The organism is Streptomyces sp. WG5 (assembly GCF_049974565.1).
In the GTDB taxonomy this organism is placed as follows: domain Bacteria; phylum Actinomycetota; class Actinomycetes; order Streptomycetales; family Streptomycetaceae; genus Streptomyces.
In genome coordinates, this window is record NZ_JBNGGC010000034.1 from 73580 (window position 1) to 88201 (window position 14622).

Consider the following 14622-nt stretch of genomic DNA (forward strand, 5'->3'; position numbering starts at 1 on the left):
GGGGCCCACCGCATCAATGAGGTGAAGGCAGTACGGGGCGACGGTGGGCACGGGGGACGCATACATGAGGCAGGGACGAGCGGACGAGTACGCCGAGTTCGCGGCGGCGCGGGCCGGCCACCTGTACCGGTCGGCGTGTCTGCTCACCGCCGGGGACACGCACCTGGCCGAGGATCTCGTGCAGGAGACCTTCGGGCGGCTGTACGTCCGCTGGGGCCGCGTCTCACGGGTCGGGAACCCGGCCGCGTACGCGCAGACCGTGCTCACCCGGGCCTTCCTCGCCCATCAGCGGCGGCGCAGCAGCCGGGAACGGGCGACGGACCTCTTCCCCGACCTGCCGGGCGCCGGCGACGGGGACGCGCCGCTGCGGCTGACCCTGCTGGCCGCGCTCGCCCGGCTGCCCGCCAAGGACCGGGCCGTCATCGTCCTGCGGTACTGGGAGGACCGCTCGGTCGAGCAGACCGCCGACGTGCTGAACGTCAGCTCGGCGGCCGTACGGACGCGGTGCTCACGGGCGCTCGGCAAGCTCCGCGAGCTGCTGGGCGAGGACCTCTCGGAGTACGCCAGACCCTGACGCCGGACCTCGGCGCGGGACCCCTGCGCCGGACCCCGGCACACGCCCGTCGTCGTATCCACACTTCGGCTCTCTCACAGCGCTCACCACGCGGAAAGGGTGGTTCGCCATGCCCGAGAACCAGCACCAGGACCCCTTCGAGGAACGGCTCACCGCCGCCCTGCGCGGCACCGGCGGTGACTTCCAGGCCGACGGTACGGCCCTCGTCGCCGGTGGGCGGACCCGAGGGCGCCGGGCGCTCACGCGGCGCCGGGCCGGCGTGCTCGGCGGGGTCGCCGGCGTCGCCCTGGTCGGAGTGGGCGGGGCGCTGCTCCTGCCCCAGGACGACTCCACCGGCCCCGAGCGTCGCACCGTGGCCTCCCGGGCCACCGCCGGTCCCTCCGCAACGGCCGCTCCGGCCGCGCCGGCCACGCCCCCCGTCTCCGGTGACGCGCTCCTGGCGTCGCTCAAGGAACTGCTCCCCGAGGGGAAGTTCAGCGAGGAGGACGCCCGGGGCTCGGGCGACGCGCCGGGACCGTACGCGTACCTCGTGTACGACGACGGGGAGGGCGCCGCCGCGATCAGCATGGGCCTCGACCGGGTCGAGCCGGGAAGCGAGCAGGTCCGGGAGCTGACGGAGTGCCCGGACGAGACGTTCGTCCCGTACGACGCGTGCAGCTCCACCCGGCTGCCCGACGGCTCGCTGCTCAAGCTGTTCCAGGGGTACGAGTACCCCGACCGGCGCGTCGACACCAAGCTCTGGTCCGCCGACCTCGTCACGAGCGAGGGGCAGCACGTCAGCCTGAGCGAGTGGAACTCCCCCGCCCAGAAGGGCGCCCCGGTGTCGCGGCAGGACCCGCCGCTGTCCACCGCGGAGTTGAAGGAGGTCGTCACGGCCGACGTGTGGCGCCGGGCGGTGGACGCCGTTCCGGCCGACCCGAAGGCGTCCGGGTCCGCCACCGCGCCGGTGCAGGCGGCGCCGGACGTCTCCGGCGAGGACATCGGCGAGACGCTCGCCGGGCTGCTCCCCGAGAACCTGAAGGTGGTCGGGCGGGGCGGCCAGGACAGCGAGTTCGGCTACGTCGTCGTCGACGACGGCCGAGGCGGCAGCCTCGTCCAGATCAACGTGCAGCACGGCATGAACGACGTCGCCGACCAGCTCTACGGCTCCGCCGAGACCCTCGCCGACGGCACCCGCGTCGCCGTACGGCAGGGCCCCGGCGACGACCGCGTCGCCGGGGTCGTCATGTGGACCGTCGACACCCTGCGGGCCGGCGAGGACGGCTTCCGCGTGGTGGTCGGCGCGTTCAACAACGACGCCGCGCACGCCGAGCCCACCCGCGACGCTCCCGCGCTGACCGTCGACCAGCTGCGGGAGATCGCGCTCAGCCCGGAGTGGGAGAAGCTGCGGTAGCGGACCGGTCCGGCCGGTCTAGAAGAACTCCGACCAGTTCTGGTCCCAGATCTGCTTCACGCACAGCACCAGGAACAGCAGGCCCGCGACGGCCAGCATGCCGTTGCTCAGCCAGCCGTTGCGCCACTCGCGGGGTGTGCGGGAGGAGTTGAGGAGCCAGATCAGGGTCAGGGCGAGGAAGGGCATGAAGGCGGCGCCCAGGACGCCGTAGATGATGATCAGGCGGAAGGGCTCGTCCTGGAAGAGCAGGATCATGGGCGGGAAGGTGAGCCAGAGCAGGTAGGCGCGGAAGGACCAGGAGCGTTCGCGGCGGCCCGACGCCAGCTCGGTCGCCCGCGCCTCCTGTTCGCCCCGCCGCCGGGCGAGGAAGTCGGCGAACATCAGGCTCACGCCGTGCCAGACGCCGATCAGGGAGGTGAAGGAGGTGGCGAAGAAGCCGATCAGGAAGAGCTTGCCGGTCGCCGTGCCGTACTCGTCCTCCAGGATGTCGCCGAGCTGGATCATGCCCTTGTCGCCGCTCGCGATCGCGATGTTCGCCGAGTGCAGCAGTTCGGCGCCGACGAGGAGCATGGCGATGACGAAGACGCCGGTCGTGGCGTAGGCGACGCGGTTGTCGACGCGCATGACCCTCATCCAGCCGGTGTTGGTCCAGCCCTTCGCGTTGACCCAGTAGCCGTACGCGGCCAGCGTGATGGTGCCGCCCACACCGCCGATCAGGCCGAGGGTGTTGAGGACCGAGTCCTTCTCGTCCGGGATCACCGGGAGGAGGCCGGCGAAGGCGTCGCCGAGGTTGGGGGTGACGCGGATCGCCAGGTAGACGGTCACGACGAACATGACGCCCACCAGGACCGTCATGACCTTCTCGAAGACGTCATACTTGTTGAACCAGACGAAGACCAGGCCCACCAGCCCGGACGCGATGCCCCACCATTCGAGGCCCATCACGTCCGGGAAGAGGGCCTGCAGCGGAAGGGCGCTGGACGACATCGCCGCCGCGCCGTAGACGAAGCCCCAGATCACCGCGTAGACCGCGAAGAACCACGTCGTCCAGCGGCCGAGGCTCGCCCAGCCGTCGAACAGCGTGCGGCCGGTGGACAGATGCCACCGGCCGCACGCCTCGGCGAGGGAGATCTTCACCAGGCAGCCGATGATCGCCGCCCACAGCAGCGTGTAGCCGAAGTTGCTGCCCGCGATGAGAGTGGCCACGAGGTCGCCGGCACCGACCCCGGTCGCCGCGACGACGATGCCGGGTCCGATGTACCGCCAACTGGACTTACGGGGAACCGAATCGACCGCGCCCGGCCCGCCTGTGTCTCTGATGTTGCCCGTGGTGTCCGCCATGCGGGTCAACCAAGCCCATGGCCGCCGACGGGACAAGAGGGCGCGCGCGGATCTTCACCCGATCGTGCCTACTCCTTGCGACCCGCGTCCGCCTTCGCGTCGGAGCTCACGTCCGCCTCCGGCGCCGGCTTTCCGTCGGGCTCCGGCTTCCCGCCGGGCTCGGCTCCGGCCTCCACGCCGTCCGCCGCGTCGTCCGCCGCGCCGTCCGCCGCGCCGGCCTCCGCGTCCGGTCGCTCGTCGGCCTCCGCCTCACCGTCGTCGAAGTAGGCGTCCAGGACCTCGTCCAAGGCGGCTTCCCACTCCTTGAATCGGCTCCTGGACGTCGCCTCGATCTCGATCGGGTACCAGCGGCGGTCGGGCGTGTGCACGGTGACGGTGAACCGCTTGCCGAAGCGGCCCGTCTCCGTCTCGACGGCCCCGACCTCGTCCCAGCGGAACTCGCAGCTCTGGTCGTCGAGGGCGAGACGTACGCCCCTGCGGTCGGCGACGATCTTCGCCCGGCGGTCGGACGCCTCGAAGACGGGGCCGGCGGGGGCCTCCTCCTCGTCCGGTTCCCCGGACGCCTCGGCGGACGTCTCGGCGGACGTCTCGGCGGACGTCTCGGCGGTCTCGTCCGCGGGCTCCTCCACGGACGGCTCCGCGCCGGCGGCTTCCTCCGCGTCGCGGACGTCGTCGGACTCGGTGTCCGCCGTCGTCCGCGCCTTCGCCGGTCTCACGTCCTCCGGTTCGCCGGACACGGGCGAGCTGAGCCCGGGGATGAATGCCGGGTCGAATCCGGCGCCTTCCAGGGGCTGGCTGGTCGATCCTCTGCGCTGCTCCACAGCGGGCAGTATGGTCGACGATCCTGTGCCGGACACAGCCAGCCCCGACTTCGTTATCAGACGCCTACACGAACAGGCTCAGCAGCGCCGCCACCACGAACCCGGCGACCGACAGCACGCTCTCCAGCACGGTCCACGTCTTGAGCGTGTCCCGTTCGCTGATGCCGAAGTACTTGGCGACCATCCAGAAGCCGCCGTCGTTGACGTGCGAGGCGAAGATGGAACCCGCCGAGATGGCCATGATGACCAGGGCGACGAACGCCTGGGAGTGGTCGCCCTCGGCGAGCAGCGGTGCCACGATGCCCGCCGTCGTCACGATGGCCACCGTCGCCGAGCCCTGCGCGACCCGCAGCACCAGGGAGATCAGGTAGGAGAGGACGATGACCGGCAGGCCGACGTCGTTGAAGGTGTCGGAGAGGGCCTGGGCGACGCCGCTGGCCTTGAGGACGGCGCCGAAGACCCCGCCCGCGCCGACCACCAGCAGGATGTTGCCGACCGGCTTCAGCGAGGCCGTCGAGACGGTCTCCAGCGACTTGCGGGACCAGCCGCGCCGGATGCCGAGCAGGTAGTAGGCGAGGAACAGGGCGATGGTCAGGGCCACGAACGGGTTGCCGAAGAACTCGATCACCGAACGGAGGGTGGACGGGTCCAGGGCGATGGAGGAGAAGGTCGCGGCGAGGATGAGGACCAGCGGGGTGCCGATGATGCCGAGGACCGTGCCGAGCGCGACCGGGCTCTCGTGCGGGGCGACGCCGGCCTTGGACTGCTCGTCGATGACGGCCTGCCTGGCCTCCTCGGCGGCCTCGACCATGTCCTGCGGCACCGGCACGAAGATGCGGCGGCCGATCCAGGCGGAGAACGCCCAGGCGGCGAGCACGGCCGGGACGCCGCAGACGATGCCCATGAGGATCACCCAGCCGAGGTCCACCTTCAGCAGTCCGGCGGCGGCCACCGGGCCGGGGTGCGGCGGCAGGAAGGCGTGGGTCATCGACAGGCCGGCGAGCAGCGGCAGGCAGTAGAGCAGGACCGACTTGCCGGAGCGCTTGGCGGCGGCGTAGACGATGGGCGCGAGGACGAAGATGCCCACGTCGAAGAAGACCGGGACGCCGAAGATCAGGCCGGTCAGGCCCATGGCGAGGGGGGCGCGCTTCTCGCCGAACAGGCCGAGCAGCCGGGTGGCCAGCACCTGGGCGCCGCCGCTGACCTCGAGGATGGCGCCGAGCATGGTGCCCAGGCCGATGATGATGGCGACGTGGCCGAGGATGCCGCCCATGCCGGACTCGATGGTGGAGACGGCGTCGGACTTCTGGACGGTGCCGAAGAGTTCGGTGACCGACAGGCCGGCGAGCAGGCCGACGGCTATGGAGACGGCGAGCAGCGCGACGAACGGCTGCAGCCGCACCTTGATGATCAGGAAGAGCAGGAGCGCGATGCCGATCGCGGCGACGGTCAGCAGGCCCGCCGTGCCGTCGATCAGGTGGAGCAGGCCACCGGTGTGGGGCGGGGTCTCCGAGGCCGCGAGCTGGAGCGATACGGGGGGCATACGGGGGTCCTCTGGGTAAACACATAAAGCTTTCGGGCAGGGCGGGGCGCGGCACGGCGCCCCGGGGGCGAGGGGCACCGTGCCGTGCGACAGGCAGGAGGGAGGAAGGCGGGAGGATCGAGGAGCGGATCAGCCGAGGACGGCCAGCGCGTCGATCTCGATGAGGAGTCCGGCGGGCAGACCGACGTAGACGGTCGTGCGCGCGGCGGGCGGCTGGGTGAGGCCCTGCTCCTCGAAGTAGGCGTTGTAGATCTCGTTCATCTCGGCGAAGTGGTCCACGTCCGTGAGGTAGACGCGGATCATCATCACGTCGTCCCAGGAGGCGCCGCCCTCTTCGAGGATCGCCTTGACGTTGGCGAGGGTCTGGAGGGTCTGCTCGCGCAGGGTCGGACCGGCCGGGGTGGGGGCCTTGCCCTCCTCGTGGGGGAGGAAGCCGACCTGGCCGGCGACCTGGAGGATGTTGCCCTTCCTGACGCCGTGGGAGAACTTCGCCGGCGGGGTGGTGTGGGTCGCGGGGGTGAGGGCGGTCTTGTCGGTCATACCGTGTCCTTCTCGGGGTGGCGCTCGGGGTGCTGCACGGGGGTCCTGCCGGAGTACTCGCCGCTGATGGCGTCCGCCGTACGGCGCACCAGCGGGAGCAGGGTGAGGAGTTCGTCGGCGGTGACGACGACGTTCGGCGCGGAGACCGACATCGCGGCCGTCACCCGGCCGTCGGCGCCCCGGATGGGCGCGGCGACGCAGTTGATGGACTCCTCGTGGCCACCGAGGTCGGTGGCCCAGCCCTGTTCGCGCACCGTGGCCAGCTCCGCGAGGAAGCCTTCGGCGTTCGGTGTCGAACGGGCCGTGTACATGGGGTAGTCGAGCTTCTCGACGACGGCTCGGCGCTCGTTCTCGGGGAGGTCGGCGAGCAGCAGCTTCGCCACCGCCGCGACGGTGATGGCGACCGGCTTGCCGATCCGCGAGTACATGCGGACGGGGTAGCGGCTCTCCACCTTGTCGATGTAGAGCACCTCGTTCTCCTCGTGGACGGCGAGGTGGACGGTGTGTCCGCACTGCTCGTTGAGGCGTACGAGGTGGGGGTGGGCGATCTCCCGGACGTCGAGGTTCTCCATCGCCTCCTGGGCGAGGGCGATGAGGCGGGCGCCGAGGCGGTAGCGCTGGTCGGACTGGCGGTAGACGAAGCCGTGTTCGTGGAGGGTGCGCAGGAGGCGCAGCGCCGTGGACTTGTGGACGCCGAGGCGGTCGGCGACCCGGCCCAGGTCGGCGGGGCCCTCGGCGAGCAGCGGCAGGATGCTCAGCGCGCGGTCGACGGTCTGGCTCATGGTGTGCGTACCTCCTCCTCGGCCCTCGCTTCGGCCTGGGTCCAGCCGGGGCCGAGTCGCAGTCTCCCCCACGCCCCGTCGTCGAGGGCGGCCAGGCGGTCGGCGTGGTCGCGTGCGGGGGGTGTGGCGAGGTCGCCGGGGGCGGTGAGGGCGGCGGCGGCCATCAGGTGGCCGTGGCGCAGGCGCTCGCGCACGGGCAGTCCGCGCAGGGTGGCGGAGAGGAACCCGGCGGCGAAGGCGTCGCCCGCGCCGACGGCGGCGACGACGTCGACGGTGAGGGCGGGGACGGAGGTGACGTGGGGCCCGTGGAAGGCGGTGGCGCCGGTCGCTCCCTGTTTGACGACGAGCAGCTCGGGCTCGGGCAGGGCGGCGCGAACGGCTTCGGGGCCGCCGAGCCCCCAGGCCTCGTCCTCGCCGACGAAGACGAGGTCGGCGCCGCGCGCGAGGTCCAGGAGGACCCGCGGGCCGTCGGCGTCCCCGCGCCAGAGGCCGGGGCGGTGGTTGACGTCGAAGGAGACGAGGGGCCGGCCGGGGCGGCGGGCGGTCAGTTCGCGCATCAGGGCGTGGCAGTCGGCGGAGAGCGCGGGCGTGATGCCGGAGAGGTGGAGGACGCGTCCGGAGCGGATCGCGTCGAGGTCCATGTTCCGCACCGACATCGCGGAGGCGGCGGAGCCCGCCCGGTAGTACGCCACCTCGTGCGCGTCGGTGGCCCGGTCGCCGGCGGTGCGGAAGTACACGCCGGTGGGGCGGCCGGGGTCGCGGCGCACCGCGGAGACGTCGACACCGTAGGCGCCGATCGCCTCGACGAGGTGGTCGCCGAAGCCGTCGGCGCCGACCCGGCTGATCCAGCGGGCGGTGTGCCCGGCGGCGGCGAGCACGCAGGCCACGTTGGACTCGGCGCCGCCGATGGCCCGGTCGAAGGAGGGGACGTCGGCGAGGCGCCCGGGCACGGAGGGGAGGAAGGTGACCATGGACTCGCCGAGCGCGACGACGTCCACGACGTCGGGGGTGGTGCTGCGGGGTCCGTCGACGGTCACGATGGTCCTGACTCCTGGTGCGTCTCGCGGGCGGCGGCTCCGTTGACCCCGCGTTCGCCGAGATGTTAGACAGCAGTAAGCGATATACGCAACGGTCGTTGCAAGTGTTGCAACGCACTCGCAACGCATCAGATCAGGGAGGCTCCATGGCCCTCGACACCGGCTCTGCGCACGGCCGCGACGCCCTCGCCGCACTGACCGAGGAGCACGTCGACCACCGCTTCAAGGGCCTCCCGCCGGACGCGTACGGCCTGACCGTCGCCGAGCTGGCCGGACAGCGCCGCAACCTCTTCACCGGCGGCTTCACCACGCCCGTGCTGGCCCTGTCCTCCGAGCGCCTGGAGCACAACCTGAAGCTCATGGAGACGTACTCCGCCCGGCACGGCCTCGCCTTCGCGCCGCACGGCAAGACCTCCATGGCCCCGCAGCTCTTCCACCGCCAGATGGAGCACGGCGCCTGGGGCATCACCCTCGCCGTCCCGCACCAGGTACGGGTGGCGCGGGCCTTCGGCGTCCAGCGGGTCTTCCTGGCCAACGAACTGGTCGACGCCGCCGCCCTGCGCTGGATCTCCGCCGAGCTGGACGCCGACCCGGACTTCCGCTTCGTCTGCTACGTCGACTCCGTGCGCGGGGCCGGGCTGATGGACGCGGCGCTCACGGAGGCCGGTGCCGCCCGCCCCGTGGACGTCGTGGTCGAGCTCGCCGCCGGCGAGGGCGCCCGGACCGGCGTGCGCACGGAGGCCGAGTGCGCGGCGGTCGCCGACGCGGTGGCCGGGGCGCGGACGCTGCGGCTCGCCGGGGTCGCCGGGTACGAGGGCGAGGTGCCGGACGCCGACCCGGAGAAGGTGCACGCCTGGCTGCGGCGGCTGGTCGCGCTCGCCGTCGACTTCGACAAGGCCGGGCGGTTCGACGGGCTGGAGGAGATCGTGGTGAGCGCGGGCGGCAGCGCCTGGTTCGACGCGGTGGCCGACGTGTTCGCCGAGGTCCCCGACCTGTCCCTGCCGGTCCTGAAGCTGCTGCGCTCGGGCGCGTACGTCTCCCACGACGACGGCCACTACCGCGAGCTGACCCCCTTCAACCGGGTCCCCGAGGAGGGCGCCCTGGAGCCCGCCTTCCGCCTGTGGAGCCAGGTCGTCTCCCGCCCCTCCCCCGAGCAGGCGTTCACCAACGCGGGCAAGCGGGACGCGGCCTACGACCTCCACCTGCCCTTCGCCCAGGTCGTCCGCCGCGACGGCGCCGAGCGCCCCGCCACCGGCATCGAGGTGACCGGCCTGTCCGACCAGCACGCCTGGCTGCGCACGACCGGGGAGGCGGACCTGGAGGTGGGCGACTGGCTCGGCACGGGCCTGTCCCACCCCTGCACGTCCTTCGACAAGTGGCAGCTCATCCCGGTCGCCGAGGCGGACGGGACGGTCGTCGACTACATCCGCACGTTCTTCTAGGACGCCTGAGAACGCCTGAGAACGCCTGGGAAAGGGAGCCGGACATGGAAGAGCTGGTCATCAGGGACGCGGACGTCGTCGACGGCTCCGGCGCCGACGCGTACCGCGCGGACGTCGTGGTCGACGGCGGCCGCATCGTCTCGATCGTCAAGGAGGCGGCGGCCGCCGGCTGCCAGCGCCCGAAGGCGCGCCGCGAGCTGGATGCCGAGGGGCTGGTCCTGGCCCCCGGTTTCATCGACATGCACGCCCACAGCGACCTGGCGCTGCTGCGGGACCCCGACCACAGCGCCAAGGCCGCGCAGGGCGTCACCCTGGAGGTCATCGGCCAGGACGGGCTGTCGTACGCGCCGGTCGACGACCGCACGCTCGGCGAGGTGCGCCGCGCCATCGCCGGGTGGAACGGCCCCGGCGACGACGTCGACTTCGACTGGCGGTCCGTCGGCGAGTACCTGGACCGGCTCGACGCGGGCATCGCGGTCAACGCCGCCTACCTGATCCCGCAGGGCACGGTGCGCGCCCTCGCGGTCGGCTGGGACGACCGGGAGGCGACCGAGGCCGAGCTGGAGCACATGCGGCGGCTGGTCGCCGAGGGCATGGAACAGGGCGCGGTCGGCATGTCGTCCGGGCTGACGTACACGCCGGGCATGTACGCGAAGGACGCCGAGCTGACCGAGCTGTGCCGGGTGGTGGCCGGGTACGGCGGCTACTACTGCCCGCACCACCGCTCGTACGGGGCCGGGGCCCTGCGCGCGTACGAGGAGATGATCGAGCTGGCCCGGGAGGCGGACTGCCCGCTGCACCTGGCGCACGCCACCATGAACTTCGGCGTCAACAAGGGCAGGGCGCCCGAGCTGCTGACGCTCCTCGACGGCGCACTGGCGGACGGCGCCGACATCACCCTCGACACCTACCCCTACACCCCCGGCTGCACCACCCTCGTGGCGCTGCTGCCGAGCTGGGCGAGCGAGGGCGGCCCCGAGCAGATCCTCAGGCGGCTCGCGGACGACGACACGGCCGAACGCATCCGGCACCACATGGAGGAGACCGGCTCCGACGGCTGCCACGGCGTGCCCGTGGAGTGGGAGACGATCGAGATCTCCGGCGTGACCGAGCCGGCCCTCGCCGCGTACGTCGGCCGTACGGTCCTGGAGTCGGCGCGGCTGCGCGACGAGACCCCGTGGACGGTAGCCCGCCGCCTCCTGCTGACCGACCGGCTGGCGCCGACCATCCTCCAGCACGTCGGCCACGAGGAGAACGTCCGCGCGATCATGCGGCACCGCGTCCACACCGGCGGCTCGGACGGCATCCTCCAGGGCAGCAAGCCGCACCCGCGGGCCTACGGCACCTTCCCGCACTACCTGGGCCACTACGTGCGCGAGCTGGGCGTGCTGTCGCTGGAGGAGTGCGTCGCCCACCTCACCTCGCGTCCGGCGGCCCGGCTGCGGCTGCCGGACCGGGGGCTGGTCCGCGAGGGGTACCGGGCCGACCTGGTGCTCCTCGACCCGGCGACGGTCGCCGCGGGCAGCACGTACGAGGAGCCGCGCCGGCTGCCGACGGGCATCCCGTACGTGCTGGTCGACGGGCGTTTCGTGATGGAGGACGGCCGGCGGACGGACGTACTGGCGGGGCGGTCGGTCCGCAGGACGCCCCGCTGACCGACCGCCCCGGCCCGCTCCGACCGCCCGTCCGCCCCGGGCGTCCCGGGGCGGACGGGCGGGACGGGCGGGCCCGTCCCGTCACGGCTTGGGCACGGCGCAGCCGCTCGCCCCGAGGTCGAGCTTGTTGTCCACGCCGAAGCAGGCGGGGAACAGGTAGGTCTGCTGGGCGTAGTTGATGCCCTGGCGGACGGTGACCCGGCCGTTCTCGTCGACCTCGCACGGGTTGTTGACCGTGCAGCGCTCTCCGCTCTCGTTGCCGGTGTTGTTGACGGCGACCACCGCGCCGGTGGCGCTGTCGACGACCGGTGAGCCGGAGGTGCCGCCGATGGTGTTGCAGGCGGAGGTGTACCGGACCGAGTCCTTCCAGGTCCAGTCGCCCTCCTTCATGCGGTACGCGAACCCGTCGACGGAGCAGTTGTACATCCGCTTCCAGTAGCCGGAGACCACGCTGATGGCCGTGCCGGCCGTCGGCCGGGTCCCGCTCAGCGTCAGCGCGTCGATCCCGTAGGAGCTCTTGATCTGCGCGTACGTCGTGCGGAGCCGGTAGACCGCCGCGTCCGTGTCGGTCATGGTCGCGTACACGAGCCGGTCGGCGCGCAGGGTGGCGACCCTGGTCCCGGAGGCGTTCAGCAGCCCGAAGGTGCGGCTGGACGCCCGGTCGACGAGGACCTGGCCGGGCGCCGGGAAGCCGCTCTCCAGGCAGTGCCCGTTGGTGAGCACCAGCGCCGGGTCGTCGGCCGCCGAGTCGGGCATGCGGACGACGGAACCGGAGCAGTTGCTGAGCGAGACGGTGCCGGCGAAGTTGACCGCGCCGGCCCTGGGCGCGGTGAGGCCGGACAGGGTGTCCGCCGCGGTACCGACCACGTCGTTGACGGCGTCCGTCAACGTGGCCGGGCCCGCGTCCGTGGTCGTGTCCGCGCCCGTGGGGGCGGGCGCGGCGGCGACCGCGGGTGCCGCGCCCGCCCCGGCCAGGGCCAGGGCGCAGAGCGCGACGACGAGAGGTTTTCTCATGGGGGTCCCCTCTTGCGACGTCGGGCGGCCGGAAACCCTCCGGCCGCCCTGGGATTGTCATGCGCATTGTCATCACGCGAACGACGAGGGGGCAAGGTCCGTTTGCGACGACCGGCGCCACCGTGGGGGCGCGGGCCGCCGGCGCCGGACACAGGCGCCCGGACGGCCCGCCGCGGACACCGTGCGCGGCACCGCCCTCTCGGGCCCGGACGACCGCCGCACCCACGCCCACCTGGGACGTTTCCGGCCCGCCCCGCGGCCCGGCCGGTCGCCGACGCCTCCCGGACCAGGGTCGCCCGTCCCCGTGGAGGCGGCGGGGGGCGCCGCGGGGAGGGCCGGTGTGGAGGTGGTGGAGACACCGCCCGAGGGCGCGGACGACGGCCCGTCGGCCGGATCCGCACCGTCCGGCACGCCGTTCACCCCGTCGGCGCACGGAGACGACTACGGAGACGGCTACGGAGACGGCCCCGACAGGGCCGCGCACCGGGGAACACGAGGGGCGCCCGGGCCGACGCGCGCACCCGCCCATCCGGAGCGACGCGTTCCACGTGGCGGACAACACGGCCCGCGGGGCGATACCGGGCCGTAAGCTCCCAGGCATGCAGGTGATCCAGTCGACCAAGCTCGCCAACGTCTGTTACGAGATCCGGGGCCCGGTGCTCGAGGAGGCGATGCGGCTGGAAGCGGCCGGTCACCGGATCCTCAAGCTGAACACCGGCAACCCGGCGGCGTTCGGCTTCGAGTGCCCGCCCGAGATCCTGGAGGACATCCTCCGCAACGCCTCGACGGCGCACGGCTACGGCGACGCGAAGGGCCTGCTGGCCGCCCGCCGCGCCGTGGTCATGCACAACCAGACCCTCGGCATCGAGACCGACGTCGAGCACGTCTACATCGGCAACGGCGTGTCCGAGCTGATCGTGATGGCGATGCAGGGCCTGCTGGACGACGGCGACGAGGTGCTCGTCCCCGCGCCCGACTACCCCCTGTGGACGGCGGCCGTCGCGCTCTCCGGCGGTACGGCGGTGCACTACCGCTGCGACGAGCAGTCCGACTGGATGCCGGACCTCGCCGACGTGGAACGCAAGGTCACCGACCGCACCAAGGCGATCGTCGTCATCAACCCGAACAACCCGACCGGCGCGGTCTACGACGAGGCGGTCGTCAAGGGCCTGACGGACATCGCCCGACGGCACAACCTGCTGGTCTGCTCGGACGAGATCTACGACAAGATCCTCTACGACGACGCCCGGCACGTCCCCACCGCCTCCGTCGCGCCCGACCTGCTCACCCTCACCTTCAACGGCATGTCGAAGGCGTACCGGGTGGCCGGCTACCGGGTGGGCTGGATGTCGATCTCGGGGCCGCGCGCCCACGCCGACTCCTACATCGAGGGCCTGACGACCCTGGCGAACATGCGCCTGTGCGCCAACATGCCGGGCCAGCACGGAGTGGTCGCGGCGCTCAGCGGACGCCAGACGATCAACGACCTGGTCCTCCCCGGCGGTCGGCTGCGCGAGCAGCGGGACGCGGCGTACGAGCTGCTGACCCAGATCCCGGGCGTGAGCTGCGTGAAGCCGAAGGGGGCGCTGTACCTCTTCCCGCGCCTGGACCCCGACGTCTTCAAGATCAAGGACGACCGGCGGATGGTCCTGGACCTGCTGCGCCGCGAGAAGATCATGGTCGTCCAGGGCACCGGTTTCAACTGGCCCGAGCCCGACCACTTCCGGGTCGTCACGCTTCCCTCGGTCACCGATCTGCGGGACGCGGTGGGCCGTATCGGCCGGTTCCTGGACGGTTACGGACAGCTCTGAGACCTGCCTTTTCGTCAACGAATCAACTTTAGACAGAATCTAAGCTAGGATGGATTCCTGTTAGCACCCAGGAGGCCATCCATGTACGAACCGATCCGTGACAAGTCGGTCCACAGCACGATGGCCGGCACCCCCCACGACTTCCCCCACCGCTCGCGCGAGGAAGAGCTGGACATCCAGCTCGCGGGCCATCTCGCCGCCCTGCTCACCGTCACCGACGAGCTGCGCGCGACGGCACCCTCGGCCGAGCTGGACGCCGCGGCCGAGCGGCTCGCCGAGCAGGTGACCCGCCTGCGGGGAGGACGTACGCCGGCCCGCGCGCCGGCGACCGCGCCGGGCCGCACGCCGAACGCGGCGGCCCTGCACCGGCGGGCGCACTCGCGCGCCGGCCGTGCCCTGGTCGTCGCCGCCTCCCGCGCCGACACGTCGGCCGCGATCCTCGCCGCCGAACGGATGGACGCGCACACCGCGGCCCTGCAGCCGCCCACCCTCGCGTCCCACTGAGCCCACCCGGGCTCCCTCGAACGGCCCCGGTCCGCGTGCACCCGCAGCGACGCGCGGACCGGGCGCCACACACCGTTCCTATTCAGTGTGCAGGAGTGAGTGCTGGACCCATTCCTGCACACTGCGGACATCCCGAACGGTTTTGGGTGTCCTGGTCGCCCGCTT

Annotated in this window: 13 protein-coding genes; 6 read left to right on the plus strand and 7 right to left on the minus strand. The window is 72.3% G+C overall.

Going from position 1 to position 14622, the window contains the following annotated elements; genetic code table 11:
• Positions 1-64 precede the first annotated feature (64 nt).
• Positions 65-574, plus strand: coding sequence for a SigE family RNA polymerase sigma factor (locus ACP4IX_RS29185; protein ID WP_426557465.1), 510 nt, complete (start codon positions 65-67; stop codon positions 572-574).
• A 109-nt stretch (positions 575-683) separates the two neighbouring features.
• Positions 684-1967: a hypothetical protein gene (locus ACP4IX_RS29190; protein WP_426557467.1), complete on the plus strand. Its 1284-nt coding sequence runs from the start codon at positions 684-686 to the stop codon at positions 1965-1967.
• A gap of 18 nt (positions 1968-1985) precedes the next feature.
• Here the strand turns inward: ACP4IX_RS29190 and ACP4IX_RS29195 are convergent, their stop codons facing one another.
• The 6 genes from ACP4IX_RS29195 to ACP4IX_RS29220 form a co-directional block, all read right to left on the minus strand.
• Positions 1986-3308 carry an Nramp family divalent metal transporter gene (locus ACP4IX_RS29195; protein ID WP_426557469.1) on the minus strand — a complete coding sequence of 441 codons (1323 nt, stop codon included), beginning with the start codon at positions 3306-3308 and terminating at the stop codon, positions 1986-1988.
• Positions 3309-3376: 68 nt separating this feature from the next.
• Positions 3377-4129: a hypothetical protein gene (locus tag ACP4IX_RS29200; protein ID WP_426557471.1), complete on the minus strand. Its 753-nt coding sequence runs from the start codon at positions 4127-4129 to the stop codon at positions 3377-3379.
• A 64-nt stretch (positions 4130-4193) separates the two neighbouring features.
• The gene (locus ACP4IX_RS29205) at positions 4194-5672 is read right to left on the minus strand and encodes a GntP family permease (protein WP_426557473.1); all 1479 of its coding nucleotides are present in this window, start codon (positions 5670-5672) and stop codon (positions 4194-4196) included.
• 129 nt (positions 5673-5801) lie between these two features.
• Positions 5802-6212, minus strand: coding sequence for a RidA family protein (locus ACP4IX_RS29210; RefSeq protein WP_121748914.1), 411 nt, complete (start codon positions 6210-6212; stop codon positions 5802-5804).
• Entirely contained in the window at positions 6209-6994 is a 786-nt protein-coding gene (locus ACP4IX_RS29215) for an IclR family transcriptional regulator (RefSeq protein ID WP_426523801.1), read from the minus strand. The genes ACP4IX_RS29210 and ACP4IX_RS29215 overlap by 4 nt, the downstream gene beginning before the upstream one ends.
• Positions 6991-8031, minus strand: coding sequence for a sugar kinase (locus ACP4IX_RS29220; protein WP_426557475.1), 1041 nt, complete (start codon positions 8029-8031; stop codon positions 6991-6993). Before ACP4IX_RS29220 ends, ACP4IX_RS29215 begins: the two co-directional genes overlap by 4 nt.
• Positions 8032-8177: 146 nt before the next feature.
• On the opposite strand from ACP4IX_RS29220, the gene ACP4IX_RS29225 reads away from it, so the two are divergent.
• Both ACP4IX_RS29225 and ACP4IX_RS29230 read left to right on the plus strand, forming a co-directional pair.
• A complete protein-coding gene (locus ACP4IX_RS29225) occupies positions 8178-9473 on the plus strand; it encodes an amino acid deaminase (protein WP_426557477.1) in 1296 nt (431 codons plus the stop codon).
• Between the two features lie 44 nt (positions 9474-9517).
• Positions 9518-11128 carry an N-acyl-D-amino-acid deacylase family protein gene (locus tag ACP4IX_RS29230; protein ID WP_426557479.1) on the plus strand — a complete coding sequence of 537 codons (1611 nt, stop codon included), beginning with the start codon at positions 9518-9520 and terminating at the stop codon, positions 11126-11128.
• Between the two features lie 81 nt (positions 11129-11209).
• On the opposite strand, the gene ACP4IX_RS29235 is transcribed toward ACP4IX_RS29230, so the two are convergent.
• Positions 11210-12142 (minus strand): S1 family peptidase, encoded by a 933-nt coding sequence (locus ACP4IX_RS29235; protein ID WP_426557480.1) that lies wholly within the window; start codon positions 12140-12142, stop codon positions 11210-11212.
• 599 nt (positions 12143-12741) lie between these two features.
• Here ACP4IX_RS29235 and ACP4IX_RS29240 point away from each other — a divergent pair.
• Positions 12742-13953, plus strand: a complete 1212-nt coding sequence (locus tag ACP4IX_RS29240; RefSeq protein ID WP_426557482.1) for a pyridoxal phosphate-dependent aminotransferase — start codon at positions 12742-12744, stop codon at positions 13951-13953.
• An 81-nt stretch (positions 13954-14034) separates the two neighbouring features.
• Positions 14035-14457: a hypothetical protein gene (locus tag ACP4IX_RS29245; protein WP_426523795.1), complete on the plus strand. Its 423-nt coding sequence runs from the start codon at positions 14035-14037 to the stop codon at positions 14455-14457.
• The last annotated feature ends 165 nt before the right edge of the window (positions 14458-14622 follow it).

Bases quoted from the DNA above. Each gene is read 5' to 3' on its own strand.
- ACP4IX_RS29245 (WP_426523795.1), top strand. From the start codon at position 14,035: ATGTACGAACCGATCCGTGACAAGTCGGTCCACAGCACGATGGCCGGC.
- ACP4IX_RS29230 (WP_426557479.1), top strand. From the start codon at position 9,518: ATGGAAGAGCTGGTCATCAGGGACGCGGACGTCGTCGACGGCTCCGGC.
- ACP4IX_RS29205 (WP_426557473.1), bottom strand. From the start codon at position 5,672: ATGCCCCCCGTATCGCTCCAGCTCGCGGCCTCGGAGACCCCGCCCCAC.
- ACP4IX_RS29210 (WP_121748914.1), bottom strand. From the start codon at position 6,212: ATGACCGACAAGACCGCCCTCACCCCCGCGACCCACACCACCCCGCCG.
- ACP4IX_RS29185 (WP_426557465.1), top strand. From the start codon at position 65: ATGAGGCAGGGACGAGCGGACGAGTACGCCGAGTTCGCGGCGGCGCGG.
- ACP4IX_RS29195 (WP_426557469.1), bottom strand. From the start codon at position 3,308: ATGGCGGACACCACGGGCAACATCAGAGACACAGGCGGGCCGGGCGCG.
- ACP4IX_RS29225 (WP_426557477.1), top strand. From the start codon at position 8,178: ATGGCCCTCGACACCGGCTCTGCGCACGGCCGCGACGCCCTCGCCGCA.
- ACP4IX_RS29215 (WP_426523801.1), bottom strand. From the start codon at position 6,994: ATGAGCCAGACCGTCGACCGCGCGCTGAGCATCCTGCCGCTGCTCGCC.
- ACP4IX_RS29190 (WP_426557467.1), top strand. From the start codon at position 684: ATGCCCGAGAACCAGCACCAGGACCCCTTCGAGGAACGGCTCACCGCC.
- ACP4IX_RS29235 (WP_426557480.1), bottom strand. From the start codon at position 12,142: ATGAGAAAACCTCTCGTCGTCGCGCTCTGCGCCCTGGCCCTGGCCGGG.
- ACP4IX_RS29240 (WP_426557482.1), top strand. From the start codon at position 12,742: ATGCAGGTGATCCAGTCGACCAAGCTCGCCAACGTCTGTTACGAGATC.